Genomic DNA, 24,588 nt, shown 5'->3' with positions numbered 1-24,588 from the left:
TTCACGTGGCAGATAGTTATTACCGTACCATAAGTGGTAAACAATATGATAATGAATTGTTAGAAATTGCTGAAAAAGCCACCAAACGTAGCAAAGCTCCCATTGGTAAAAACGTCGCCAAGACCTTATTTGATGCTATCAAAGATGGTGGTGATTATACAGATGTTGAAAAACGTACTGTAAAATACATTCGAGATAATTTTAAATTTTCCCCTGACGCTGATGAATACCTTCGTTCTGAAATTCGTAAATGGGCAGCAAAAATTTCCGTGCCTGCTGCAAAGAAAAAATCTTCTACTAAAGCATCTACGAAAAAAGAATCCACAACAAAACGAAGTTCAGTTCGTTCTGCTAAATCTTCTGATGAAGGTTTTACTCCTTATACCGACAGTTATGAGTTTGGCGAAACATCACGTGACGAAGTGGCTCCTACACCGGAATACCATGAACTTGTCGCATTAAATAAATTTCAAATCACACCGAAACAAAATCGAATCGGTAGACTCATCTTATTAGGATTGGTTTTCGTATTTTTTATTGTTCTCATTATTTTTGGAATTCGTAGTTGTAATCGTACTTCCAAATCACCACAAAACGTAAACCAAGGTGCGAATGTTTCCACTGAGATGGGAAATAGATCTTTGGAACGAGTGGAGTTATCTCAAGGTAAAGTATCGAGCCGATTTGAATCTAGAGCATCAGCCATTCGTTACATCAACGACTTACAAATTCGTTTTATCAAACAAAGTATGCAAACAGAAGATGTTGCGGCTGATAAAATTGCTACTCTAGCAGAAACATTAAAAGCATATCCTGGAATTAGGATTCGAATCAAAGGACATACTTGTTTTATTGGTGAGATGGATGAAAACAAAATCCTATCCGATGAACGTGCTAAGTTTATCTTTGATGAATTGGTAAAAAATGGAGTCAGTGTTACACAACTCGACTATCGTGGGTTTGGTGAAACGGCAGAAATTGAGTCCAATTCCACTGAAGCAGGTCGCATCAAAAATAGACGTGTAGATTTTACAGTTTTATCCGTTACAGAATCATCGAATTAATTATAACATTCGATAGAGTGATTTCGTAAGCATCCGTTTGGTAGACCGAACGGATTCGTATAATCCTTCGTATAACAATAAAGATTTTTTTGCAACACCTAGTTGTGCGTTTTCTTTTTCTTCCAATGTTAGATTGTCATCATAACCTTCTGTGATGGTTAAAATCACTCTTTGGATTCCCAAACTTAATATTTCATTCAAACCCTTTTTTCCAGATACTTGTTCATCGATTGAATCCATTTGTTTGATGTCTTCGGAAAAGGTTTTGGGGTTGATTTGATTCCTTTGGATTTGGTTGTAAATCCTTTGAGAAACAACAAGCCCTCGTTTGACGGTAGAAACAAATTCCGACAATGCTTCCGTTGTGGACCGAATCTCTGAAACCAATTGTTTTTGATCGAAAAAAGGGTTTTCTATTTTCAATTGAGATTGGATTCGATTGCGAACAGATTGTACCAAATTGGTTTGGGTTTTTATTTCGCCTTCATCACTCGCAAACTCTTTTTCAAAATTGGAATGAGGGATTCCTTCTAATTTTGCCCCAAACTTGGTTAGGTTAGTCCAAGGATTTTCTTTTGCATGGTCTTCGAACCATTTTTTAAAGATTAACATCTTTTCATTGGTGATATAGGTTTCTTCTAAATTCCCTGTGACTTTTTTTTGGGGTAAGGCAAACAGTTGTTTGTAATTATGTTTTTCCCGGCGAAACTTCCTGGATTCTAAATAATTCAATCGTTCTTCGAGCACTGCCCCTTTGGAATGTGCAAGACCTTTTGTAAAACTCAAATCTTGGCCCACTAAAAAAACAGACTTTGCCCCCATTAGAGTCGCAAGACTGGCGGCATTGGTAGATACGGAACCACCAAATGGTACAGAACCAATCTCCGAGAAACCAGTTCTTTCGAGAAGTCCAATCAAAGGAAAAGGAGAAGAGGTCACAAAACCTTTGTTTGGCCCCTTCTCTAACCTAAGACTTATATAGGTGGATGTGGGATCAAAAATAAGAATTCCATTTCCAGAATCATCTTCCAGATATTGGCTATTTAAGGCTTGTGGGTCGACCGAAAAAATCAAATCGGGTTCTACACCAAAAGAATTCAGGATGGGCAGGGCCGTATCGACTGCGAGAAGGAGAAACTGGTTTCTGTACTTTGTTAAATCGGGTATGGATTCGGAAAGGCTTGGACCTGCACCGCAAACAACAATCGAGATTCCTTCGGCAATTCCAAATAGATCGGAGACCGGGCGAAATTTGGATAATTCGGGAAGATTGTAACAAATATTTTTGGCCCAGATCTTTTCGAACCGTGTGAGGGTAGCAAGGTTCACATCTTTTTTGTGAAACATCTGTTCGGCGGTATGACGAAGTTTTAGATAATCTGATTCTCTCCATTGCCAAGATCCCCTATGTGGAACAAAACTAATGGGGTGTGTTCCTTTCCCTTTGACTGCTTCGGAGAGTTGGTCTTCTAATCCTTCTCCTGTGATAAGGATTAATTTTTCATCTAACAATGGTTTGGAAAAGTCAAAAATTTGAAAGGATTCTTTGATGAAAAACTGATATGGTTCCATCCAGATGATGGTTACTTTTTCTCTTTCGAGAAGATAAGGAATGATGTATCCAAGTCCTGCACCAAACAAAAGATAAATACGTTCACTGCCATCATGGGGAAGTTCGGTGGCAAACCGTTCTGCTTCTTTTTTAGGATCAAACCGGCTGTGGATCCAAACTCCATCTAGTTCTAAAGTTGGATCTCCAACTTTTGATTTTGTCAGTTGGTAAGTGGGATTGGTTTTTAAATTTTGTGAATGTAATCCTTCAAAATTTTTTTCTGGATTTTGAATCAGTGCCGCAAGTTGCGAAGGTAAGGCCGCTAGATTTTTTTCTAGATAAAACTCGTTCACTTAAGGTTCCAAAACAATTTTGATCACAGCATTGGGTGAAAGTGAAGATCCTGCTTTGGGATCTTGTAATTTGACAAATCCAGAACCTTCTAATTTGTATTCTGCTTTGAGTTGTTTTAAAATTTGGATGGTTTCGGAAGCTGTGAATCCAGTAAGGTCAGGCATCACCTTGGGATCGAGTTTATAAATTTTATTTCGTTCACCCTTCAATCGATATACTAGTGCTTTTTCACTTTTTTCTACGATAGGAATGATACTTTCCACCACCTCACGAAAGACAGGCGCCGCAATCCCACCACCCGTATGAGTTTCTCCACCAGGTTCATCAAAAACAATAAGGCCTACATACTTAGGTTTTTCGGCTGGAAAAAATCCAAGAAAACTCGCCGTAAAAAGACCAGCTTGGTATCCCGCACCGGCTTTTGCTTTTTGAGAAGTACCTGTTTTTCCTGCGATAAAGTAGTTTTCTAAATAGGCTTTTTTTCCTGTTCCTTGGGAGACTGCCTTTCCCATTGCGTTTAATGTTTTTTTGGCTGCTCCTTCTTTGATTCCGAGCAGTTCATTTTTAATTGAAAACTCATGAACCAGTTCTCCGTAGGAATTGGTAACTTGAGAAACCACAGAAGGTTCAAATAAAATCCCTCCATTCACAACAGCTGCTGCTGCGGAAATGAGTTGGATGGGTGTGACAGAAAGTCCTTGGCCTATCGATAAAAAGTAGGGTGTACTTTTGTTCCATTTATTTAAAGGAGGTAAATATCCTTTGGCTTCATGAATGGAAAAATTGGTTCGTTTTCCAAACTTGAATTTCTCCATATAATTATAGTAAGTTGCTTCATCAATTTTCTGGGCAGCTTTGATGATTCCTACGTTACAAGAGTATTGTAAAATTTCGTCCAAATTCACATGGCCATGATTGTCAGTGCAACGAATGGTGGTTTTTCCAATTTCAATATAACCGGGACAATGAAATCTTTCACCGGGAAGGATTTTTCCTTCATTGAGTAACATAAGAGCAATGAAGATTTTCATCGTGGATCCAGGCTCATACACATGGCGGATGGACCAATTGGTATGCGACTCCAAAGGAAAATCTTGGAAATGATTGGGATCAAAATTAGGATAAGAAGCCATCGCTAAAATTTTTCCCGTTTCCGTATCCATAATCATTCCGATCCCACGTTTGGAAACAGTTTGGATAAAAGCTTTTTGTAATGATTTTTCTAATCTATATTGAATGATACTATCGATTGTTAGATGGACATTATTTCCTTTACTCGATTCTGCATCAGGTGTAGATAATAATTCCAAATTGAATAACATCTCAAGGCCCGAGAGTGCTTTGTCGTCATCATATCCGGTAAATCCAAGTAAACTGGCAGCCAAACTTCCTTGTGGATAAATTCTTTTGTATTCTTTTTCCACTCGGACACCAGGGAGAGACAGTGCTTTGATTTTTTCAGCTTTGGTAAGTTCAATTTCCCTTTTTAATAAAAAGTAATTTTGTTTTTCCCTTATGGTTTCAATGAGTTTGTTTGGAGTGATCCCGAGAATAGGGCCTAACTCCTGTGCGGTGAGTTCCTGATCATATATGTTTGTGGGATCGATCCCAACCGTTGCCGATTCACGAGAAATTGCAAGTTCGATCCCTCGTCTGTCAAAGATGGTTCCGCGTTGGACATATTTACTCGATTTAAGATTGATGATATTATCGTTAAAGTAAGTAAGATAAATCACTCGAAAGAGTAAAATGGCAAATAGAGAGAGTATAAAAAGAATAATATACTTAAAACGTTGTTTGTATTCGGTCATCGTCAGAAATAAAAGATTACTTTGCCTTTGATTTTTTCAACAGGCACAAGTCCAAACGAACGGGAGTCCGTTGAATACTGTCTGTTGTCACCTAAAAGTAGATAATATCCAGGGGGAATTCTCCCTTGTCTGTCCATAGCAAGAAATGGAGAGTTGTGGCGATTGATAAAAATGGATGTACTCGGTTCGCTTGTATAAGTTCCTTTCGGAAGATAGTTTTCTAGTAACTCAGTGGAGTCGATGAGAACCCGTCCGGCTTCGATGGAATAAAATTCTCCTGGTAAACCTATCACTCGTTTGACGACAAGTTCGTCCTCTTGACTGACAAATAAAACCAAATCCAATTTATCAATTTTGGGATCTGTATAAAGAAGTTCCGTTCCAAAGAATTTGGCAGAAATGGCAAATCCACCCTTCCAAACAAAAACCACAGATCCGTGTTCTAAGGTCGGATACATGGAATTTCCCTGGATGGAATAAATTTGGAATAGAAAAATACGCACAAATAGGAGGAAACAGAGAAAGAAAAAGATGAGAATGCTACGACGAGTGTAACGTTTGAATTTGGCCCAAAGGCGGGAGACTTTAGTTTCTGTTTCCATATCCATCAAAAAACGATAAAAATCATTCGTGCATTTTTCCCCTTTCTCAAGAATGGAAAAGGAACTTTCCGTAAATCTGAAGCCTAGAGAAGTCTATGTCACTTACAAAATATCAATTCCGAGCACAGTTTCGTTGTTCAAACGACTCCTGTGGAAAAACCTATCCTCTCCACCAGGTGATTTATTCCTGCGAATCTTGTGGGGAACTTTTAAATGTCGAACATGATATAGACAGTCTCAAACAAGTTTCGGCAAAAGAATGGAAATCAGAATTTGAATCTCGGTTTCGTTCGAGCCAATTCCCGAATGCTTCTGGGGTTTGGGGGAAAAAGGAATGGGTTCTCCCTGGAATAAGCGATGAAAATATCATCACTTCAGGGGAAGGGACAACTCATTTGTATGATGCCAGTCGGTTTGCCAAAGATTTGGGTCTAGGCAGTCTTCATGTCAAACAGTGCGGGGTTTCTCATACGGGCTCTTTTAAAGATTTAGGGATGACGGTTCTTGTGAGCCAAGTCAACCAAATGATCGCGGACGGAGTGCCCATCCAAGCGGTAGCTTGTGCTTCCACCGGTGATACCTCTGCAGCTCTTGCCTCCTATGCTGCCAAAGCTGGGATTCCTTCCATCATTCTTTTACCAGCAAACAAAGTATCAACGGCCCAACTCATCCAACCTGTTTCCAATGGGGCTCTTGTTTTGGCACTCGAAACAGACTTTGATGGTTGTATGGCAGTGGTAAAAGAACTCACCAAAGAAAAATCAATTTATCTAGCAAACTCAATGAATTCGCTGCGAATCGAAGGTCAAAAAACCATTTCAATTGAGATCACACAACAGTTAGGTTGGAAAGTTCCGGATTGGATTGTGATTCCTGGTGGAAACTTAGGAAATGTTTCTGCTCTCGGAATGGGATTTGAAATGTTGTTGGAACTTGGACTGATTGATAAATTACCAAGAATTATTTTAGCTCAGGCGAAAAATGCAAGCCCTCTCTACGAATCGTTTAAGAAAGGTTTTGCGGACTTTGCTCCTGTAACTGCGGAAAAAACTTTAGCCTCTGCGATCCAAATCGGTGATCCAGTTTCTGTGAAAAAAGCCATTCGGGTTTTAAAGAAATTCAGCGGTGTTGTGGAAGTGGCTACAGAAGAAGAGTTGGCCAATGCAGCCGCTCGCGGGGATTTATACGGACTTTACAATGATCCTCATACCGGTGTGGCTCTTGCGGCACTTTTGAAATCCTTGGAATCGGGTGTGGTGAAAAAAGGTGAGTCGGTGGTTGTGATTTCCACGGCAAACGGCCTCAAGTTTACCGAATTCAAATTGGCCTACCATGAAGGGAAAATCCCTAATATTGATGAAAGGCTGAAAAACCGGATCCAGTCCTGCAAACCGAACCTGAGTGGAGTGATGGAAATCCTAGGCAAACAACTTAAGAAATCATAAATCGCTAGACAAATCCCCTACATGTTGGCAAATTTTTTCAGTTTACCGGTATGTCTCAAGAGATCCAACTAACTTCCCAGTTTTGCACCTCGGTGGATCGTGCCGTGGAACTGGGAAAAAAGATCTCCATGATCACCTACGTGATGGGGGATATCGGTGAAGCCAAACTCAAATACATTTTACTTCGGATTTTAAGTTCCGTGGGTCGTGAAGACCTGATGGAGCTTTTTTATACAGCTGCCAAGGAACTCATCGTCAATTCGACAAAAGCGGCAATCAAACGAATCATCTTTGAAGAACTCAAACTCAACATTCAAAATTTACAAGATTATGAAGAAGGGATGAAACTCTTTAAAACCAGTCTCAATGAAAGAAAATTCCCTAATTATAAAAAGAAAATGCGGGAGACGGGACTCTTTGTAAAAATCACCTGCATCTACCAAAAGGACAAAATCGACCTAGAAATCAGAAATAATTTTCCATTATTGCCCATTGAGGCAGAACGAGTAAAAGAAAAGTTTATTAATGCGAAAAAGTATGATAATCTATTCGAGTTCTTTATGGAACACGGCGATAGTACGGAGGGAGCGGGGATGGGAATCACAATGGTAGAAATATTATTGTCCCAATCTGGTTTTGATCGTCGATTGCTCTCTATATATTCATCAGAAAGGAAAAAGGAAACAATAGCGCGAGTGGAAGTCAATTTAAGTGAGATACCAAAATCTACTGAGACCCACGAACAGTTGTTTGTAGAATAATGTCCGAATTAAGCTCAAAAGCAGACCAACTCAAAAGACAAGCAGACCTAATCGGTCTGACAAGAGAAGCCGTGTTTACGGACGAACAAGCCAAGGAAGTTTTACAAGGTAAAATTACTGATGGTTATCTTGTGAAAATAAAAATCGATTTGGACAGTTTGAACGGAATGGTTCTCATTCTGGTTTCCTCCATTCGTAAACATGTGATGGAACTTTATGCTGTAGTGGGAACCTCACCAACATTCCGAAGAATCCGAACCTTTGCTGATCATGTCCAGATCTCTACTGACTTAGGGGATATTGGAAAAACTGGCGGTTATGATCCGGCAATTTCTGAAAACATTGGACGTGCGGTTCATAGAGTCTTCACCAAAGAGAAGTTAGAGGAACTACTCCCCCTTTGGCAAAAAAAAGATCCTTCTCATATCGCTGAAATTTTAGAAATGCCAATACTCGCAGCAACCAAAGGAAGAAATATTAAACTACAAGCTGAAGTAGATAAACTTTCTACTGCCAAGTTTCGGTATGAAAATCCAATGAAAGGTGTAATTTTACCCATTCCTAAACCAGAAGATGAAACTCCTTCCGCAAAAGATGCATCGGTTCCAGGTGTTTCCACCGAACCGGCAAGAGGTGAATTGTCTTCCCTCGAACGCCAAATTGCGCAATACCGGACTTCTTTCCCTAAAGAATTGAATATGAAAACTGTCATTTCACCAATCAATGGAGTGGAGTTTGATAATTTAATGGAAGGGATGGAAATTCTATTTCGGGTACCAACAGAAACCCCAGAAGGATTAACCAATGCGCAAATCCTTGGTCTCATCGATGAAGAAGGAAAAATTTCAAAAGAACCAGTGGTGGGAAGGTTTCTAGGAATTGCCGGGAATAAAACAGAATATCATATTTTTGCAGAAGGACCAAACCAGTATTTACTTCATTCGGTGGAAGAACATCCTGTAAAGGTTGCCATTCCTAAACCTGCTAGTATGGCAGGTACACCAAACAAAGGTTCTGCGGCACAAGGTCAGAAAAAGAAAGTTGGGAATGCCCCCGCACAAGAATCCAAGTCTTCTGGAGCTAACTTGTTTATGTTAATGGGTGCTTTTATCACCATCGTACTTTTTGGAGTTTTGATTTTTGTGATGGTGATCTTGTAAAAGATCACCCAGCTACTACGATATTGACGAGTTTTCCCTTCACATAGATTTCTTTTTTGATCTCTTTGCCTTCCCAAAATGGTTTTGCTTTTTCTACTGCTTTGGCAAGAATCAAAACTTCTTTTTCCTCTATTTCACGAGGGGCGAGAAACTCTCCTCGCATCTTTCCATTCACTTGCACCACAATCGTGATATTGGCATCCACCAAATACTTCTCATCCCATTTTGGATAAGGATGGTAAGCTAGGGATTCTTTATAACCAAGTTTAGCCCAAAGTTCTTCTGCTAAATGAGGTGCAAAAGGGGAGAGTGCGAGAACAAAAGGTTCCAATACTTTTTTCGGTTTTCTTGGATTACTTGTGAACTCATTGATGAAGATCATCATTTGCGATACGGCTGTGTTGAATGAGAAGTTATCTATATCGTCTTTTACTTTTTTAATCGTACGATGAAGGGTTTTGAGTTCTGCTTCGTTTGGTTCGATATCTTCTACAAAGAAGGATTCGTTTTCCCCTGAATGAAAGAGTCTCCAAACTCGATTTAAAAATCGAAAGACCCCATCCACACCGTTTTTACTCCAAGGTTTGGACATTTCAAACGGGCCCATAAACATTTCAAAAAGGCGAAGTGTGTCAGCACCAAATTCAGAAACCACATCATCCGGATTGACTACGTTGCCCCTGGACTTGGACATTTTTCCTTTGTCTTCCCCGAGAATGAGGCCTTGGTGCACCAATTTTTGGAAAGGTTCCGGGGAAGAAACATGGCCCAAATCAAAAAGGATTTTATGCCAAAATCTAGAGTATAGCAAGTGTAATACGGCGTGTTCTGCCCCACCCACATACACTTCGACAGGCATCCAAGCTTTTTCGAGTTCTGGATCAATGAGTTTCTCGTTGTTTCTTGGGTCGATATAACGAAGATAATAATAACAAGAGCCTGCCCACTGCGGCATGGTATTGGTTTCTCTTTTGCCTACTTCACCTGTGACTGGATCCGTATACACAAGCCAATCTTTTGCTAAGGCAAGAGGTGATTCACCTGTTCCCGAAGGTTTGAATTCTTCTAGGTCTGGCAAAACTAAAGGAAGTTCTGATTCAGAGAGAGCTTTCGGAGTTCCATCGGCAAAATGAACCAGAGGAATGGGTTCACCCCAATACCTTTGTCTGGCAAATAACCAATCTCTGAGTTTGAATTGGATTTTTTTGCGACCAATTCCCTTTCCTTCCGCCCAAGTCGTCATTGTTTGGAAGGCATCTTTGTAAGATTTACCATCTAACTTAACTTCTGCGGAAGTAGAGTTGATACAAACAGAGTCTTTTGAATCAAAAGCAAGGTTTGGTTCCATTTTTCCATCGATCACTTGTTTGATCGGAAGTTGGAACTTCACGGCAAAGTCATAGTCTCTTTGGTCATGAGCAGGAACGGCCATAATGGCACCGGTTCCATAGGAGATTAAAACGTAATCGGAAATATAAATCGGAACTTTTACAGATGGATCTGTAGGCAAACTAGCATAAGATCCCGTAAAAACTCCAGTTTTATCTTTATTTAGTTCGGTTCTTTCCAAATCACTTTTTAAAGAACAATCTTTTTGGTATTTTTCGACTGCTGATTTTTGTTCTGCAGTGGTGAGTTCTTTTACCAAAGGATGTTCTGGGGCAAGGACAAGGTAAGTGGCACCAAAGATGGTATCAGGTCTTGTTGTATAAACAGTGATGTCTTTGGATAAGTGAGGAACTGGGAAACTCAGTTCCAATCCTTCGGATTTCCCAATCCAATTTCTTTGCATCTCTAAGGTGGATGTCGGCCATTCACAAAGAGAAAGATCGTTTAGCAAACGTTCGGCGTAAGCAGTGATCCGCATCATGTATTGGCGCATGGGTTTTCTTTCCACAGAATACCCTTTGGAGGTCCATTCTTCCACTTCTTCATTGGCAAGAACAGTTCCGAGTGCCTCACACCAATTGACGGGGATATTGGCTTCATACACCAATCGGAAGTGAGATAAAATGTCTTCTTTTTCTTTGCGGGATTTGGATTTCCAATCAGAAGCAGAGAACTGCACTCCTTTCGGGAGTTCTTTTCCTTCAAAAAAACTAGATCCTTCTCTTTCGAAGGTTTGGATCAGTTCTGCAATGGGGACTGCTTTGTTTAACTTTCTGTCAAAGTAGGAATTGTAGATTTGCAAGAAAATCCACTGGGTCCAGCGGTAATAGTCGGGATGAGTCGTGGAGATTTCTCTTTCCCAGTCATAAGAAAGGCCAAGGCTTTTGATTTGGCGACGGAAAGTATCAATATTGTTCTTTGTTGTGGTGCGAGGATGAACCCCAGTCGTCATCGCATATCGTTCTGCAGGTAGACCAAAAGCGTCCCAACCCATGGGGTGAAGGACTTCAAATCCTTCCATTCGTTTGAGTCTGGAAATGATGTCGGTGGCTGTGTATCCCTCAGGGTGGCCTACGTGAAGGCCAGCGCCACTTGGGTAAGGAAACATGTCTAAACAATAGTATTTAGGTTTGGTTGAGTGGGCGTTTGTGCGAAAGGTCTGGTTGTCGTCCCAGTGTTTTTGCCATTTTTGTTCAATATCTTGGAATGGATAATTCATCGACTAACGTAGAGAAAGTGTAGTAATTCTACTTTCTCACGGAGTCGATGATTTTTACAAGCTTTTTGAAACTCTTGGACAGACAAACTTTACAGAGATTGTATTGAAAGAGGTTAGTGACGGATCCACATTCCGCACAAGGTTTAAGATTGTTAATTTTCACATTCATAAAGTCTGCATTTTTTATCTGTGTATTGCATTCGAGCATTCTATATTTACCTGTATGAGTCCGCTTATCGACAGTGCTGTTCATAACTCCCAAAAATCTTCCCCAAAGGGGGGAGGGGAAACACTACGATGAAGTTACTTTATATGAAACCCCACCTTTGGGGTCAAAAAAAATTAGGATGTACGCTCAAAAAGATAAGTAAAAATTTGTCAGAATTTTTTCGAATCGGTGCAATATAGTTGGAACGAAAATGAAAATTGAAAAAATTATAACTGTTATGGAAAAAATTGAAAAATCGTTGTTAGGCGGTATTTTTTCTGATAAATGCCCGTTATTAGTCATGTCTTATTTGTTAGGTGATAAAATCTTTGGGGGAAAAACCTAGTGTTGGAATTTAAAAATGTGTTTAAGTCATTTCACAATGAATCGGAAACGATTGATGTGTTGAAAAATATTTCATTTCGCATTGAAACAGGCGAATTTGTAGCGATTATAGGCCCATCAGGATCAGGTAAATCAACTCTTCTTGGTGTAGCGGCCGGTCTAGATAAACCTGATACAGGGGTAGTGGCACTGGATGGAACCGATCTCACAAAGGAAAATGAATCCAATTTAGCTGATTTGCGTGCAGATCACATTGGTTTTATCTTTCAAAACTTTCAATTACTTCCTGGACTGAATGCCATTGAGAACGTAGGGATTCCTTTATACTTAAAATCTTCTCTGACAGAATCAGAGATTTTAAAAAAATCAGAAAAAATTTTAGAATCAGTGGCTATGTCACACAGAGCCACACACTTCCCAAAACAATTGTCAGGTGGTGAAGAACAAAGAATTGCCATCGCAAGAAGTTTTGTCAACGATCCAAAGATTATTTTTGCCGATGAACCCACTGCTAACTTAGATTTTAAAAATAGCAAAACTGTTTTAGATCTTTTGTTGTATAGAAACAAAGAACAAGGAACCACTCTTGTTGTGGTCACTCATGACCCTGATGTAGCGAAACTCGCTGACCGTGTTTTAGAAATGAAAGATGGGGAAATTATTTCGGATTCTCGCAATAAAAATAACGGAAAGAAGAGTTCTTCCCAAAAATTGACCGCAAAAAAGACCACCAAACAAAAGAAAACGACCGGTAGTCTTAAGCAGGCGAGTCGATGAAAGCATCTCTTTTTCGTTTTTACCTGAAACGTGAGCTTTTCTCCCGGTTTCGGTATTCTTTACTCATTGTAGTCTCCATCACTCTCGGTGTGGGTTCTGTGATTGGAATCCATTCCTACAAAGACAATACGGCCAATGCCATCAAGAGAGAGGCCAAATCGATTATGGGGGCCGACATTGCCCTCCAATCCCCCCAAGAAATCACTAAAACTGCAGAAAAATTGGTCGAAACTAGCCTTCCGAAGGGTTCGGAGACCAGTGCTTCCATCCAATTTTTATCCATGATATCCAATGAATCGGGGGAAGAAAACTCCCTTAGTTTTATCAAAGCTGTGGAGACAAACTATCCATTCTACGGGGAAATGAAAACCGAACCGGAGTCTGCGTATCGTAATTTAAAACCAAACCAAGTCCTACTCGATAAATCTCTCGTGGAAAATCTCAAACTAAAACTCGGGGATCGTGTTCGTTTGGGTGATAGTTTACTTGTGTTAGCTGGTGTTGTTGTGAAAGAACCTGGTGCTGTGGGTTCCTTTGTAGGATCGGCTCCAGGATCTATCATTTTAAGAGATACGGCAAACAAAACAGGACTCGTACAACGTGGAAGTCGCATTCGTTATACCATCTATGCTAAATTTCCAGAATCTGTAGACAGTTTGGGTTGGAAGGACAAAGAGTTTGAAGCCCTCATCAAAGAAGACTTAACCATTTATCATAATACTGAAGTCAATTCCGGATCCCAACAGTTTATCAAAAACACTTTTGATTATATGGCACTCCTGGCTCTGGCTGGCTTTTTCTTAGGAGCCATTTCTGTTTATACAGCCGTTCGCACTCGGTTACTCGAAAAACGAAATGAAATTGCGATTCTTATGTGTCTTGGTGCCAAACCCAATGTGATTTTACTTTTGGTTTTTGCTGAAATATTCATTTTATCGATACTAGGAACCACTCTTGGTCTTGTCCTTGGGTATGCGATCCAATCGATTTTACCCGATATCAGTGGTCTGATGTCAGTAGAAACTGGGATTGCCTTTGGCCTTTCTTTCTCTTCTCTTTTATGGAGCTTGGTACTTGGAGTGGTGTTACCACTTCTTATCTCTATTCCTCTTGTTTTAGAAACAAGATCGGTGAAACCTCTTGCCGCATTAAAAGAAGTGGAATCACAAACCAGTGGGAATTTATCCACATCCAAATGGCAATTTGGATCTTTCCTTTTGATTTATCTTTTGTTTACCAGTCTTGCGGTTCTCGAAACAGAAAGTATCTTTAAAGGAATTCTGTTTACATTGGTTTTGTTAACACTACCGGTTCTTGTGTACGGATTGTACATCATTCTTGGACTTCTCATCACAAAAATTTCTAAACTGGGATGGTTGTCCAAAGAATGGAGCCTTGTGACTAAAAAAGTCACTCGTAAATCGGGAGCTTTACGACTTTCGATCATTGGTCTTGGATCGGCGCTATTCATTCTCACCTTATCACTCATCTTACAAGAGAGTTTACTGGAACTGAGTGGAGCACGTGAGATCGAACGTAGGCCCAATATGTTTCTTTTGGACATCCGAGAGACTCAAAAAAATGACCTCCTAACGGCAATTAAAGCTTTTCCTGTGGAAAAACAATACTTGGCTCCAGTGATTGGTGCCAGGCTTTCCAAAGTGAACGGGGAACCCATTAAAAAAGAAGATACCATCAAAAACGCAATGGATCGCAACTGGCGTGCTACGGCGAGAACCAGGGAATACTTTTTATCTTACCGGGACGAGTTGTATGATACAGAAGAGGTGACAAAAGGATCGTGGTGGGACGAATCGGGACGAAATGAAATTTCGGTAGAACGGGACTTTGCTGGGTATTTGCAAGCGGGAGTGGGTGATGAGCTAACTTTCAATGTCCAAGGCCGTGAAGTTTCTGGAAAAATCACCAATTTACGTTCTGTGAACTGGGCCGATATGAAACCAAACTTTGTAGTCTTATTTTCCAAAGGAATTTTGGAAAAAGCCCCACGGTTTTATATTGTTTCCTTACTCATTGATTCTGGTGAAGACAGATACCAATTACAAAAGGTCATTGTGAATCAGTTTCCCAACATCACCGTAATTGATACGGAAAAAACCATCCAAGCCTTTATGGGAATTTTGGAGAAGGTGACACAGATGATGGCTCTTATGACGGCTTTTATCTTAGCAGCATCTTTTGTTCTCGTATTCACAACGTTATATGCCAGCCAATCGGAAAGAAAACGGGAATTTGCCTTATTACGAGTGATTGGTGCGAACAGTCGCTTTATGGTAAAACATTTCCTTAGGGAAGCACTTCTCGTTTCTGTGATTTCGTTTTTACTGGGACTTATTTATTCCATTGTTTCCAACGAAGTTCTCAACCGTTCGGTTTTAGAACTTAGAAGTGTTTATCCTTACGGACAATTGGTGTTTGTGTTCTTAGGAATTTGTTTGGTGACGGTGAGTTTATACGCACTCGGACTTTTTAGTTTCTTTCGAATGCCAACGAAGACGGTTCTAAAAGAAATTAAATAAAAACAAAAAAGCCCGGGGTTTCAAAACCGGGCTTTCTCATTGAAAGAGATGTTTTCGGGATTATTGTGCTACCGAAATAACCTCATCTCGGTTGATTACGTTAACAATATGTTTGTATTCAGGAGAATCCTTTCCATATTTTAACTCAGTGGCACGTAATAAGTGAACGTTCTTTTTGTAACGATACTTGAAGAGCATATCATCTGGACCTTTTGTCTTTTTGATCATGTTTTCTTCGAAGCTATATGCGCTTGCAAGATACTTGTGAGCAGGATATTCTTTCTCGTTATCATCGATTTCGATGTAAAGTTCAAGAATTGGGATGGTTTGAGGAAGATTTTGTAGGTCATACTCAGCCATAATCCAAGAACGATAAACGTCAGAAAGAAGTCTTTTGAACTCAGGTCTTTCTCTTAAGTCAGGGTTTTTAATTTCATCAAGGTGATTGATCGCTTTAGAGAAGTAGTTGAGAGCGTCTTGTTTCGCTTTCATTTTTTCACGGTAAACTACACGTTCTTCTCTTGCTTTACGATCTACTTTTTGCCAGTACCATTTTTCATCTAAGCGTTTTTTCTCAGCTTCTTCTTTGCGGTACTGTTCCACCCAATCTCTATTTTTCATAACGGTGTTAACACCGGATTGGTAGTTGGAAAGAGCCAATCGGAATTGGTTGTTTGCGAAAGTTTTAGAAAGTTGGTGTAACTCTTGGAAAGTTTTGTTATACCCTTTAAAATCAGGATTCTTCCAAAGAGATTCCTGTTCCATAATTTCTTTCTTTCTCTTCTTTTGGTCTTCGGTAAGTTCCGCATCGTCATTCTCAGGAACGAGTTCGCCTTTGAGAAGTTCGTCGACTTGGTCTTTAGCCGCTTGGCTATCTTGAGCGTTCGCAGGCTGAGTTTGTGCGAAAAGCACACTGAAGCCGGACACCAGTTGGAGAATAAGGAGATACTTAATAATCTTCATAGTCGTGTGACCCTTTTGTCTCTTTCAATATTTTGAAGGAATAGGTTTATCTATTTCTTCAATGAAAGTATCGGAATGGCAAGAGTCAATAATAACGAATTAATGAGGAAAAAAACCTAATCGCGAACTTTTTCTTCCGATTCTCTTTGATTTAAAGGGACATAAGTCCTGAATCACCTAAAAAATCTCATTCCTTGACAGCTTAGAGAATTCGAGAAGATTGCTCCTTGGAGATGAATTTATCCGAAATTACTGCCATCCGGGACGGAAATCCACAGTGTAAAACCTGTGGTGGGGTTGGGATTACCTTGGCCGAACATGTTCGCGGCTCTCGTTCCGGCGCCCTTGTCCTTTGCCATTGTATCGGTAGCGACTGTAACACTTGTGAGTCGAAAGGTCAGGCTCCTTTTATGACCTTTGACAGAAAGTTGGACAAAATGCTCCCCTGTGTTTGTCATAATGCAAGGTTTACCCTTCGCAACCTAGAGAATTTGGTCGAAAAGGCCAACATTCCTGCGAGGTATCGTTTCCAATTTTTATCCAATATTGATATTGGAGACACAGTCAACGATCCCGATATGACCTTTATTGTTGCACACGACTGGGCCAATGAACTCGTTCATAATTTTAAAAATGCGGATTTTTCGCCGCAAGGGTTTTACCTTTGGGGTGGGACTGGATCTGGAAAAACCTTACTTGCTTGCGTCATATTAAATGAACTCATCTTTCGTTATGGGATTACATGTAAGTACGCTAAAGTGAATAAAGACTTTTTGTCTGCCATTCGTGATACTTACCAATCTGATAGCGAAACTCATGGGCAAGAACGTTCCATCGAAAGGGAATTTGCAAATGTAGATGTGCTTGTGATTGATGATTTTGGAGTCCAAAAAGAATCCGAATTCAACAATCGAAAGTTATACGATCTGATTGATAGCCGTTATGAACAAGAGAAACTCACACTTCTCACTTCGAACCATTCACTTGTGGAGTGGAGAGACCGTGGGCAGGGCCGTATTTATTCCCGTCTTATGGAAATGACAAAGGAGATTGAACTTAAGTGTCCGGATTACCGCACTAAGTTTGTAAAGAGGTAAGATTATGAAATATTCCAACATTGCCTTTTTGTCTCTGGGTTCCAACATCGGTGACAGACACCATTTTATGGACCAGGCAATTTGGGAAATTTCTACCTTACCAGAAGTTCAAATTTTAAAACAATCGGAACGATTGGAAACGGCCCCACTTGAAAACACAAACCAACCGTATTTTCTAAATCAAATTCTAAAAGTGATGGTGTCCTCTGCCTTCACACTACCATGTTTGTTGGATTCTCTCCAAGGGATTGAAGACAAACTCGGTCGTAAACGTAGGTCTTGGAAAGGTCCTAGAGAAATTGATATCGATATCCTTACTTATGAAGCAGTGGTAATGAAAACTGATTTTTTACACCTGCCCCACCATTCGCTTTATTCAAGACCCTTCATCAAACAACTATTAACCGATATGGGAGAAATTGGAGTGTATGCACTCTTTTTGGAACTAAACCATGAAAAACATTATTCTTCAGTATAAAAAGAAATACGATGCCGGAGAACCTATCTCTGTCATCACTTGTTACGATTATACCTTTGCGACTCTATTCAACCGAACGGAAGTAGATTGTATCCTTGTGGGTGATTCTCTGGGAATGGTGATCCAAGGAAACCAATCCACACTTCCTGTGACTTTAGATGAAATCATCTATCATACAAAAGCAGTTTGTAAGGGAGCTCCCGACAAAACCATTGTTGCGGACTTACCATTTTTATCTTACCAAACATCCATTGAAGAAGGGATTCGTTCTGCAGGCCGTGTGCTCAAAGAAACCAATGCTTCTTGTGTGAAACTGGAAGGGGATTCCGATTTTATCATCGAACTAACCAGTCGAATGACAGAATCGGGAATTCCTGTGTTTGCTCACTTGGGTCTCACACCACAATCGGTGCACACCCTCGGGGGACACCGTGTCCAAGGAAAAACCGAAGCGGCTCGTTCCAAAATGGTTCGTAAAGCTCGGGAACTTTCGGAGGCAGGCGCCTTTGCTTTGTTACTTGAGATGGTTCCCGAATCTCTCGGAAAAGAAATCACAGAAGCCGTGCGCATTCCTACCATTGGGATTGGTGCTGGAAAATACACATCGGGCCAAGTACTTGTGATGCAGGATTTACTAGGTCTCAATGAAGACTTCCACCCTAAGTTTTTAAAGAAGTTTGGAAATCTTGCGGGGCCAGTGAAGGATGCGGTGAATTTATACCACCGCGAAGTTTCGAAACGTGAGTATCCATCGGAAGCCCACGCGTTTTTGGATACTTAAACTTTATTTTCTCTTTCTTGCAGCTTCTGCCAATCTCTCGAGCATAGGAACCGTTGTTTCCCAAGAAACACAAGCATCTGTGATGGATTGGCCATAGGTCAGAGGTTTCGCATCAATGGACTGGTTTCCTTCTTTGAGATGGCTTTCAATCATCACACCTAAGATATAGTTGCTACCATTGGCAAATTGTTCTGCTACGGCATCAATCACGGCAGGTTGTTTGCGAAAGTCTTTTTGGCTATTGCCATGAGAACAATCGACCATAACTTTCGGAGGAAGGCCTGCTTTTTCAATTTGTAATCCAACTTCTTTTACAGACGCCTCATCAAAGTTAGGCCCTTTGTTTCCCCCACGTAAAATCACGTGAGTGTCTTTGTTTCCTGCGGTTCGAAAGATGGCGCTACTTCCTTGGTTGGTAACAGAAAGAAAATGATGGCTAGAACTTGCCGAACGAATGGCATCCACAGCAATTTGAACATTTCCATCCGTTCCATTTTTGAAACCGATAGGTGCCGAAAGTCCTGATGCGAGTTCCCTGTGGACTTGGCTTTCTGTGGTTCTTGCACCAATGGCACCCCAAGCGACTAAGTCAGCAATGTACTGTGGGGATATCACATCTAAAAATTCGGTTCCGCAAGGGATTCCCATATTGTTAAGATCTAACAAAAGTTTGCGGGCAAGTTGTAATCCTTTGTTGATATGAAAAGATCCATCTAAGTCTGGATCATTGATGAGTCCTTTCCAACCCACTGTGGTTCTTGGTTTTTCAAAATAAACTCGCATCACTATGAGAAGTTCATTTTTAAACTCTTCGATTTTTGGTTTGAGTTTGGATGCATATTCCATGACGGCACCAATGTCGTGGACAGAACATGGGCCAACAACAACTAACATACGTTTATTGTCTTTGCCGTGAATGATATCAGAAATTTCACTTCTCGTGCGGACGACCACTTCGCATGCTTCATCTGTCAATGGAAGTTCTTCCATAATGACAGAAGGAGGGATCAGACTATGTTGTTCTAAAATTCTTAAATTGGCTGTAGGTTTCATAATTAATACTTTTGCATGGAAGGATCGACTAAATCGGAATAGGCTAGGGTTCCTCCGGCTACGTTTTTGTAGGATTTAAATCCAGCTTGGGCTAAAATTCCACAGGCCATTCCTGACCTTCCACCCGAACGGCAATACACTAAAATTTCTTTATCAATTTGGCTTTTGATTTCTTCAATGCGAGCAGCAAGTTCACTCACAGGAATGAGTTTGTCTGTACCAGGAACCAGAGCAATTTGTTGTTCATTTGGATTTCTTACATCCAAAACGTAAAAATCATCTTTGCCTTCTGCACGTGCATCCAGACGTTTTTTAAAACTGACTACATCGATTTCCGGTACCATTATGTGACTCCGCCCATTTCCTCTAGTTCTATCGTAATATCCTCCCAACGTTTCGTGAGGAGGGTTATCTCTCTTTTAATATCGTTATAAGTGTCCATTTCCAACTGAAAACTTCTGTTTTTAAAGAACTCCGGATCCTGTAAAAGTTCCTCTTTGTCCTTTTTATTTTTTTCCAGTCTCTCTATTTGGACTTCCAAATCGGCAATTTCTTTCTCTAATTTCTTTCGTTTGTTTTTGCTGGCTTGCGGATTGGCCTTTTTTTCTTCAAATTTAGATTTGCCGGAAGTATTTTGGGCCGGAGATTCTGTTTCGTCTTCTTTGTGGAACTTGAGATAATCGTCAAAACTGCAATTTAGGTTTTGTAAGACTCCGCCAGAAAGTTGGAAGGTGCGGTTACAAAGTCCCTTCATAAAATCGGGATCGTGGCTGATGATGAGAAGGCTTCCCGGAAAATCAATGAGGGCCCGTTTGACTGCTTCCCGGATCACAATGTCCAAATGGTTTGTGGGTTCATCTAAAAATAGGCAATTGGTCGGGTGGTTCACAAGAAGGGCCAACCGAAGCCTACTCTGTTCTCCACCTGATAAGTGTTTTACGGATTTAAAAACTCCATCCCCTGGAAAGGCAAAATGTCCGAGTAGGGTTCTTGCTCTTTCTTCACTGAGTTCTGGGTATTTTTTGATTACGGTTTCAACAAGGTTCAGGCTTTCGTCCAAGTCTTCCCCGTGAGTTTGGGAAAAGTATCCAAGTTTGGTTTTAGGTCCATAATAGAGAGAACCAGAATCCAACTTATGCCTTTCTAAAAGACAACGCATGAGTGTTGATTTTCCGGCCCCATTCGGGCCAACGAGCGCCACTTTGTCACCTGCGGAAATTTCGATTTCGGCATTTTCAAAAATCGTTTTTTTCACACCTGTGTTTTTATCAGGATAAGAAAAAGAAGCATGTTCCAATCGAAGGATGATATTACTCGAAGGAACAAATTGGAATTGGTAGTCTGGTTTTTGGTTCCAAAAAGATTCTTCTGGATTTTCTAGTTTGTCTCTTTTTTCCAATCGTTTGATGACCGATTGGACCTGCCTTGCTTTGGTCGCTTGGGCACGAAATCTTTCCACCCATTCCATTCGGCTTTTTAGAAAGGTTTCTTCTTTTTCGAATTGGGCTCTTAGTTGTTCTTGGATTTCATTTTTGGCTTCAAAAAATTCTTCCAAACTTCCTTGGAATTCAAAAGTTCCATGGGGATTGATTTCAATGATGGTATCAACCGTTTGGTTTAAAAATTCAGGATCGTGTGTTACAAGAACAAAGGCTTGGTTCTGTGAGACAAGAAAGTCAGCTAACCAAGATTTGGTTTTATCATCCAAATGGTTTGTAGGTTCATCGAGAAGTAATAAATTATGTGGGTTGAGTAGAGCTATGGCTAGACCAATGCGGTGGTGATAACCCGGAGAAAATTCTTTGGTTTTTCGAATGAAGTCGGCCGTTGAAAATCCAAGGCCAGAAAGAATTTTTTTTGCGCGAGCTTCGAGACCGTGTAAGTCGTGTAAGTGGGCAAATTCTTCTAAATCACTTTGTTCATGAAGGAGTTCCTCAAAAGCCGGGTCTTCATGATCAATCGTTTCGAATTTGGATTCTATGATTTTTCTTTTCCCATCATACTGTGCATAGAGTTTGTTTTCATCAAGGACTGTGTCTATGACAGAAGTCTCGGGACTAAATTCGGGGATCTGTTGGAAAAGGGAAAGAACGGTATTTTTGGAACGGATGACTTCCCCGGATTCGGGTTTCATCTTTCCGGCCGCCATTTGGAAAAGCGTAGTTTTCCCGGAACCGTTTGGGCCGACAATGGCAACCCGGCATCCTGGTTTGATATGCCAGCTGAATCCCTCAAATAGGACTTTGGGGCCGAAGTGTTGGTGGATTTGGATGAATTGGATCAAGGGCTGTGAAAACCCGCCGTAAGGCGGGGAATTTAGGAGGGACTAACCTTATTTCTTGGCTAGAAGTTCCGCCTTTCTTTCGCGAAGGTGTTTTACATAAAGGCTAGATTCGCCGTTCATGGTTTCCACTGATTTGCTGATGGCTGAGTCAATTTCTGCTACAGTCATTTTCGCGATTTTTTTGTTCTTCTTTTCTTTTTCTTCTGACATGGAAGTTTTCCCCTTTTAGGTACGTCACTGAGATTCTTCCAGAGTTTCCTCGGTAAATGAGACTGCAAGAAAAATAAGACAAAAATACAGACAAGTTGCAAACTGACCGGATGAAACGACTCCGACGATTTTTCAGTGAAGTGTACTTGTACGATGTCCATGGCCTGGCTTCGGAACTTTCGTTTACTTTCCTTCTGACTCTCTTCCCACTTCTTGTGGTTTTTGTGACCTTACTTGGACTTTTGCAAGATCCAAGAACGATCAACTTAGTGACCGATCAAATTGGTAAATTTTTACCCGCACCCATTTTCCAACCCATAGACAAAAGTGTTGAAAATCTAACAAAAGTTAAAAGTTACAATGTAATTGCTCTGAGCATTGCCATTTCGTTTTTTTCGAGTTTAACCATTTTTGGAACCATATCCAAAGCCCTTCGTTTTATTTCAAGGGATGAAACAAAGGTTGGTTTTATTGCTTCGCAGTGGATCAACTTTCGATTGCTTGTGATCTCTCTTGTGTTACTAGTTTTATACTTTTATTTAACCTATGGGATGGTTCACGCAGAACGATACTTGTTCCAAAAGTTTCGATTTGGATTTTTTAGAAATAGTCCTTATTTATCAGTCTCTCTGATTATTTTGCCATATAGCATTGGGCTTTTTACATTCTATTATGCTTATATTACCAAAGCAAAAACCACTTTAAAAGAAAATTTGCCGGGTGCGATTTTTGCATCTCTTTTAGTTCTTGGAATGAGTTTTGGATTTCAGTTTTACCTAAAAATGAAAAACGTAGGTGTGAACTATTCCTTAGCTTATGATTTGATATCTAAGATGGTGGTTTTGATGTTGTATACTTATATCAACTCAACATTTTTTATTTGGGGATTTTTATGGAACCAAGTCCTTGCGGATGATCGAAATAAAAAATCTCATTCTAAAAAATAATCAGGTTCTAAGATTCTCGGACAAAAGGATATAATGATCCCAAAGTAGTGGCGTGCGAGCGAAAAGAAAAGCCACTCTCCACCAGAAGAAAGGATATCATCCGCATCAAGATCGGTGTATCCTTTTTTATGAAACAATTGGTCAAGGCTCCAGTTTTCTTCTCCAGGGATGACTTGGACTTTTAGGTGGGCATAAAATTTATTTTCTAAACTATGATATCGAAATACCAAAGCTCTCCCACCTAACGGATTTCTGATGGTAAAGGTGAGCCAAGAAGGAAAATCGTTTTCTGGTTCCGAACTCAAGTGGTAAAGTTCCCAACCTACATCCTTAGCATTTCCAAAAAATTCTTGAAAGCTGGATGTAAAAGCGGATTGGTATTCGGCTGTGATCCCCATTTCTTTTTTGATAGAAATGGAACCCTGGTTTTAAGGCAAATTTTATCTCATTTTTTCTAAGAAAGATTTAAAATGTTTTTTGAAAAAGAAAAACAAATTCCGGTTTCCCTAAGAAGGAGATTCATTAGAATGGGGAGCCTGAGGTTTGCCACATGATCGAAACCATCAATATCAATTGGCCTAGTGGAGCCATCGATCCCATCATCCACTGCCCAGCTTGTGGGAGTTTAGTTTTAAGTCCGCTAGAAGAAGAGGGGCCAGGTTGCCACCACATTCAGTTCATCATCGATAGTGAATCTGGCGAATTTAACTACATCACAGAACCCTTTGATGAAATTTTAAAAGAATTTCGCAAACCTGATGTGGAAGAGTTTGATGAGTGGGATGCCACAGAAGTTTTTTTAGAAGAAGCAGAATCCAATACATTCTATGTAATGAATTTAATTTTACCAAGTAATGTTTCCATTGAAGATGATCCAGTTTGTTTACGAATTGGATTTGAATTATTTTTTTCAGAAGACCAAGAAGAATTGTACGAAGAATTAGAAAGAAGACATGATGAGGAAGGTTTACATGACCATAGCCAAAACTAAAATTTCACAGGTAGTATCGTTAATCGTTGTAATTTTTACTTTTACCAATTGTTTGATCAGTTATAAGGATCATCCGAAGATTCTTCCTCTTCCTTCCGAAGAAAAAACAATTGATGCAAATTTTGTTTATGTACTTCCAACCTTCCCGCAACTCAACTTAGGGGGAAGGGAAGCATTAAAGAATTATTTTCAGAACAAAACTCGTTTTAAAAATACAGTGGAAGGAGTGGATGTACCAAAATCTGGTTATTTAGTAAATGTGAAAGTTAACTACCGTTCGCCGTCGCCGGAAGCCACTGTATTTCTTGGAATTTCTACTTTGACTGCGACTTTACTTCCTGCTTGGTCAACCCAAGATGGATACGATATCCAATACCTACTCTATAAAGATGGAAAAAAAGTAGCAACCTATGATTACCATATTTTTAGAACCTATGCGCAGTGGCTTTTGTTTGTTCCTATCTCTTGGTACAATTTTGAAACCGCAACAGAAAGAGAGGTATTCGAAAGAACCACGCATAAATTTTTTGAGGATGCCAAGGATCACTTCTAAAATC

General features: G+C 40.1%; 23 protein-coding genes. 13 read left to right on the top strand and 10 right to left on the bottom strand.

The annotated features are described in order from the left end of the window. Window positions 1-5 precede the first annotated feature (5 nt). The gene (locus EHQ16_RS05040) at window positions 6-1,064 is read left to right on the top strand and encodes an OmpA family protein (RefSeq protein ID WP_135635034.1); all 1,059 of its coding nucleotides are present in this window, start codon (window positions 6-8) and stop codon (window positions 1,062-1,064) included. Here EHQ16_RS05040 and EHQ16_RS05035 read toward each other — a convergent pair whose 3' ends face one another. Genes EHQ16_RS05035 through lepB form a run of 3 tightly spaced genes read right to left on the bottom strand, consistent with a single transcriptional unit; the run spans window position 1,065 to window position 5,383 of the window. Beyond that, window positions 1,065-2,969 carry a motility associated factor glycosyltransferase family protein gene (locus tag EHQ16_RS05035; protein WP_135635036.1) on the bottom strand — a complete coding sequence of 635 codons (1,905 nt, stop codon included), beginning with the start codon at window positions 2,967-2,969 and terminating at the stop codon, window positions 1,065-1,067. It abuts the gene before it with no gap. Then, window positions 2,970-4,781 (bottom strand): penicillin-binding protein, encoded by a 1,812-nt coding sequence (locus EHQ16_RS05030; RefSeq protein ID WP_135635038.1) that lies wholly within the window; start codon window positions 4,779-4,781, stop codon window positions 2,970-2,972. 2 nt (window positions 4,782-4,783) lie between these two features. Continuing rightward, complete coding sequence (gene lepB, locus EHQ16_RS05025; RefSeq protein WP_244241931.1) at window positions 4,784-5,383, bottom strand: signal peptidase I; 600 nt, start codon at window positions 5,381-5,383, stop codon at window positions 4,784-4,786. Between the two features lie 95 nt (window positions 5,384-5,478). Between lepB and thrC the strand changes: the two genes are divergently transcribed. From thrC to EHQ16_RS05010, 3 genes are read left to right on the top strand one after another with little or no spacing between them, the layout of a single operon-like run. Continuing rightward, window positions 5,479-6,828: a threonine synthase gene (thrC, locus tag EHQ16_RS05020; RefSeq protein WP_135635040.1), complete on the top strand. Its 1,350-nt coding sequence runs from the start codon at window positions 5,479-5,481 to the stop codon at window positions 6,826-6,828. A gap of 50 nt (window positions 6,829-6,878) precedes the next feature. Beyond that, the gene (locus EHQ16_RS05015; protein WP_135635042.1) at window positions 6,879-7,589 is read left to right on the top strand and encodes a hypothetical protein; all 711 of its coding nucleotides are present in this window, start codon (window positions 6,879-6,881) and stop codon (window positions 7,587-7,589) included. Continuing rightward, window positions 7,589-8,749 carry an LIC10486 family protein gene (locus tag EHQ16_RS05010; protein ID WP_135635044.1) on the top strand — a complete coding sequence of 387 codons (1,161 nt, stop codon included), beginning with the start codon at window positions 7,589-7,591 and terminating at the stop codon, window positions 8,747-8,749. Before EHQ16_RS05015 ends, EHQ16_RS05010 begins: the two co-directional genes overlap by 1 nt. Before the next feature lie 4 nt (window positions 8,750-8,753). Here the strand turns inward: EHQ16_RS05010 and leuS are convergent, their stop codons facing one another. Beyond that, complete coding sequence (gene leuS, locus EHQ16_RS05005; protein WP_135635046.1) at window positions 8,754-11,357, bottom strand: leucine--tRNA ligase; 2,604 nt, start codon at window positions 11,355-11,357, stop codon at window positions 8,754-8,756. A gap of 419 nt (window positions 11,358-11,776) precedes the next feature. On the opposite strand from leuS, the gene EHQ16_RS19635 reads away from it, so the two are divergent. From EHQ16_RS19635 to EHQ16_RS04995, 3 genes are read left to right on the top strand one after another with little or no spacing between them, the layout of a single operon-like run. Further along, window positions 11,777-11,911, top strand: a complete 135-nt coding sequence (locus EHQ16_RS19635) for a hypothetical protein (protein WP_265391022.1) — start codon at window positions 11,777-11,779, stop codon at window positions 11,909-11,911. Then, window positions 11,911-12,687: an ABC transporter ATP-binding protein gene (locus EHQ16_RS05000; protein ID WP_135635048.1), complete on the top strand. Its 777-nt coding sequence runs from the start codon at window positions 11,911-11,913 to the stop codon at window positions 12,685-12,687. Before EHQ16_RS19635 ends, EHQ16_RS05000 begins: the two co-directional genes overlap by 1 nt. After that, window positions 12,684-15,227: an ABC transporter permease gene (locus EHQ16_RS04995; RefSeq protein ID WP_135635050.1), complete on the top strand. Its 2,544-nt coding sequence runs from the start codon at window positions 12,684-12,686 to the stop codon at window positions 15,225-15,227. Before EHQ16_RS05000 ends, EHQ16_RS04995 begins: the two co-directional genes overlap by 4 nt. 60 nt (window positions 15,228-15,287) lie before the next feature. On the opposite strand, the gene fcpA is transcribed toward EHQ16_RS04995, so the two are convergent. Beyond that, window positions 15,288-16,190 (bottom strand): flagellar coiling protein FcpA, encoded by a 903-nt coding sequence (fcpA, locus tag EHQ16_RS04990; protein WP_135635052.1) that lies wholly within the window; start codon window positions 16,188-16,190, stop codon window positions 15,288-15,290. A gap of 233 nt (window positions 16,191-16,423) precedes the next feature. On the opposite strand from fcpA, the gene EHQ16_RS04985 reads away from it, so the two are divergent. From EHQ16_RS04985 to panB, 3 genes are read left to right on the top strand one after another with little or no spacing between them, the layout of a single operon-like run. Further along, window positions 16,424-17,287: an ATP-binding protein gene (locus EHQ16_RS04985; protein ID WP_167482631.1), complete on the top strand. Its 864-nt coding sequence runs from the start codon at window positions 16,424-16,426 to the stop codon at window positions 17,285-17,287. Between the two features lie 4 nt (window positions 17,288-17,291). Beyond that, the gene (gene folK / locus EHQ16_RS04980; protein WP_135635056.1) at window positions 17,292-17,765 is read left to right on the top strand and encodes a 2-amino-4-hydroxy-6-hydroxymethyldihydropteridine diphosphokinase; all 474 of its coding nucleotides are present in this window, start codon (window positions 17,292-17,294) and stop codon (window positions 17,763-17,765) included. Then, complete coding sequence (panB, locus tag EHQ16_RS04975; RefSeq protein ID WP_135635058.1) at window positions 17,740-18,546, top strand: 3-methyl-2-oxobutanoate hydroxymethyltransferase; 807 nt, start codon at window positions 17,740-17,742, stop codon at window positions 18,544-18,546. The genes folK and panB overlap by 26 nt, the downstream gene beginning before the upstream one ends. 3 nt (window positions 18,547-18,549) lie before the next feature. On the opposite strand, the gene EHQ16_RS04970 is transcribed toward panB, so the two are convergent. From EHQ16_RS04970 to EHQ16_RS19455, 4 genes are read right to left on the bottom strand one after another with little or no spacing between them, the layout of a single operon-like run. Beyond that, entirely contained in the window at window positions 18,550-19,599 is a 1,050-nt protein-coding gene (locus EHQ16_RS04970; protein ID WP_135635060.1) for a 3-deoxy-7-phosphoheptulonate synthase, read from the bottom strand. A gap of 2 nt (window positions 19,600-19,601) precedes the next feature. Continuing rightward, window positions 19,602-19,943 carry a rhodanese-like domain-containing protein gene (locus EHQ16_RS04965; RefSeq protein WP_135635062.1) on the bottom strand — a complete coding sequence of 114 codons (342 nt, stop codon included), beginning with the start codon at window positions 19,941-19,943 and terminating at the stop codon, window positions 19,602-19,604. Beyond that, window positions 19,943-21,883, bottom strand: coding sequence for an ABC-F family ATP-binding cassette domain-containing protein (locus EHQ16_RS04960; protein ID WP_135635064.1), 1,941 nt, complete (start codon window positions 21,881-21,883; stop codon window positions 19,943-19,945). Before EHQ16_RS04960 ends, EHQ16_RS04965 begins: the two co-directional genes overlap by 1 nt. Before the next feature lie 48 nt (window positions 21,884-21,931). Further along, window positions 21,932-22,093, bottom strand: a complete 162-nt coding sequence (locus EHQ16_RS19455) for a hypothetical protein (RefSeq protein ID WP_165779465.1) — start codon at window positions 22,091-22,093, stop codon at window positions 21,932-21,934. A gap of 110 nt (window positions 22,094-22,203) precedes the next feature. On the opposite strand from EHQ16_RS19455, the gene EHQ16_RS04955 reads away from it, so the two are divergent. Further along, entirely contained in the window at window positions 22,204-23,040 is an 837-nt protein-coding gene (locus EHQ16_RS04955) for a YihY/virulence factor BrkB family protein (protein WP_135635066.1), read from the top strand. Here the strand turns inward: EHQ16_RS04955 and EHQ16_RS04950 are convergent. After that, a complete protein-coding gene (locus EHQ16_RS04950; protein ID WP_135635068.1) occupies window positions 23,025-23,438 on the bottom strand; it encodes a hypothetical protein in 414 nt (137 codons plus the stop codon). The genes EHQ16_RS04955 and EHQ16_RS04950 overlap by 16 nt on opposite strands. Window positions 23,439-23,590: 152 nt before the next feature. Between EHQ16_RS04950 and EHQ16_RS04945 the strand changes: the two genes are divergently transcribed. Together EHQ16_RS04945 and EHQ16_RS04940 are read left to right on the top strand one after the other, a co-directional pair. Continuing rightward, window positions 23,591-24,031: a hypothetical protein gene (locus EHQ16_RS04945; RefSeq protein ID WP_135635069.1), complete on the top strand. Its 441-nt coding sequence runs from the start codon at window positions 23,591-23,593 to the stop codon at window positions 24,029-24,031. Continuing rightward, window positions 24,012-24,584 carry an LIC12231 family lipoprotein gene (locus tag EHQ16_RS04940; protein ID WP_135635071.1) on the top strand — a complete coding sequence of 191 codons (573 nt, stop codon included), beginning with the start codon at window positions 24,012-24,014 and terminating at the stop codon, window positions 24,582-24,584. Before EHQ16_RS04945 ends, EHQ16_RS04940 begins: the two co-directional genes overlap by 20 nt. The last annotated feature ends 4 nt before the right edge of the window (window positions 24,585-24,588 follow it).

The sequence above is a fragment of the Leptospira kanakyensis genome, from assembly GCF_004769235.1.
In the GTDB taxonomy this organism is placed as follows: domain Bacteria; phylum Spirochaetota; class Leptospiria; order Leptospirales; family Leptospiraceae; genus Leptospira_A; species Leptospira_A kanakyensis.
This window is presented reverse-complemented; position numbering and strand designations above follow the sequence as displayed.

Bases quoted from the DNA above. Each gene is read 5' to 3' on its own strand.
- EHQ16_RS05030 (WP_135635038.1), bottom strand. From the start codon at position 4,781: ATGACCGAATACAAACAACGTTTTAAGTATATTATTCTTTTTATACTC.
- lepB (WP_244241931.1), bottom strand. From the start codon at position 5,383: ATGGAAACAGAAACTAAAGTCTCCCGCCTTTGGGCCAAATTCAAACGT.
- thrC (WP_135635040.1), top strand. From the start codon at position 5,479: ATGTCACTTACAAAATATCAATTCCGAGCACAGTTTCGTTGTTCAAAC.
- EHQ16_RS05015 (WP_135635042.1), top strand. From the start codon at position 6,879: ATGTCTCAAGAGATCCAACTAACTTCCCAGTTTTGCACCTCGGTGGAT.
- EHQ16_RS05010 (WP_135635044.1), top strand. From the start codon at position 7,589: ATGTCCGAATTAAGCTCAAAAGCAGACCAACTCAAAAGACAAGCAGAC.
- leuS (WP_135635046.1), bottom strand. From the start codon at position 11,357: ATGAATTATCCATTCCAAGATATTGAACAAAAATGGCAAAAACACTGG.
- EHQ16_RS19635 (WP_265391022.1), top strand. From the start codon at position 11,777: ATGAAAATTGAAAAAATTATAACTGTTATGGAAAAAATTGAAAAATCG.
- EHQ16_RS04995 (WP_135635050.1), top strand. From the start codon at position 12,684: ATGAAAGCATCTCTTTTTCGTTTTTACCTGAAACGTGAGCTTTTCTCC.
- fcpA (WP_135635052.1), bottom strand. From the start codon at position 16,190: ATGAAGATTATTAAGTATCTCCTTATTCTCCAACTGGTGTCCGGCTTC.
- EHQ16_RS04985 (WP_167482631.1), top strand. From the start codon at position 16,424: ATGAATTTATCCGAAATTACTGCCATCCGGGACGGAAATCCACAGTGT.
- folK (WP_135635056.1), top strand. From the start codon at position 17,292: ATGAAATATTCCAACATTGCCTTTTTGTCTCTGGGTTCCAACATCGGT.
- panB (WP_135635058.1), top strand. From the start codon at position 17,740: ATGAAAAACATTATTCTTCAGTATAAAAAGAAATACGATGCCGGAGAA.
- EHQ16_RS04970 (WP_135635060.1), bottom strand. From the start codon at position 19,599: ATGAAACCTACAGCCAATTTAAGAATTTTAGAACAACATAGTCTGATC.
- EHQ16_RS04965 (WP_135635062.1), bottom strand. From the start codon at position 19,943: ATGGTACCGGAAATCGATGTAGTCAGTTTTAAAAAACGTCTGGATGCA.
- EHQ16_RS19455 (WP_165779465.1), bottom strand. From the start codon at position 22,093: ATGTCAGAAGAAAAAGAAAAGAAGAACAAAAAAATCGCGAAAATGACT.
- EHQ16_RS04955 (WP_135635066.1), top strand. From the start codon at position 22,204: ATGAAACGACTCCGACGATTTTTCAGTGAAGTGTACTTGTACGATGTC.
- EHQ16_RS04950 (WP_135635068.1), bottom strand. From the start codon at position 23,438: ATGGGGATCACAGCCGAATACCAATCCGCTTTTACATCCAGCTTTCAA.
- EHQ16_RS04945 (WP_135635069.1), top strand. From the start codon at position 23,591: ATGATCGAAACCATCAATATCAATTGGCCTAGTGGAGCCATCGATCCC.
- EHQ16_RS04940 (WP_135635071.1), top strand. From the start codon at position 24,012: ATGACCATAGCCAAAACTAAAATTTCACAGGTAGTATCGTTAATCGTT.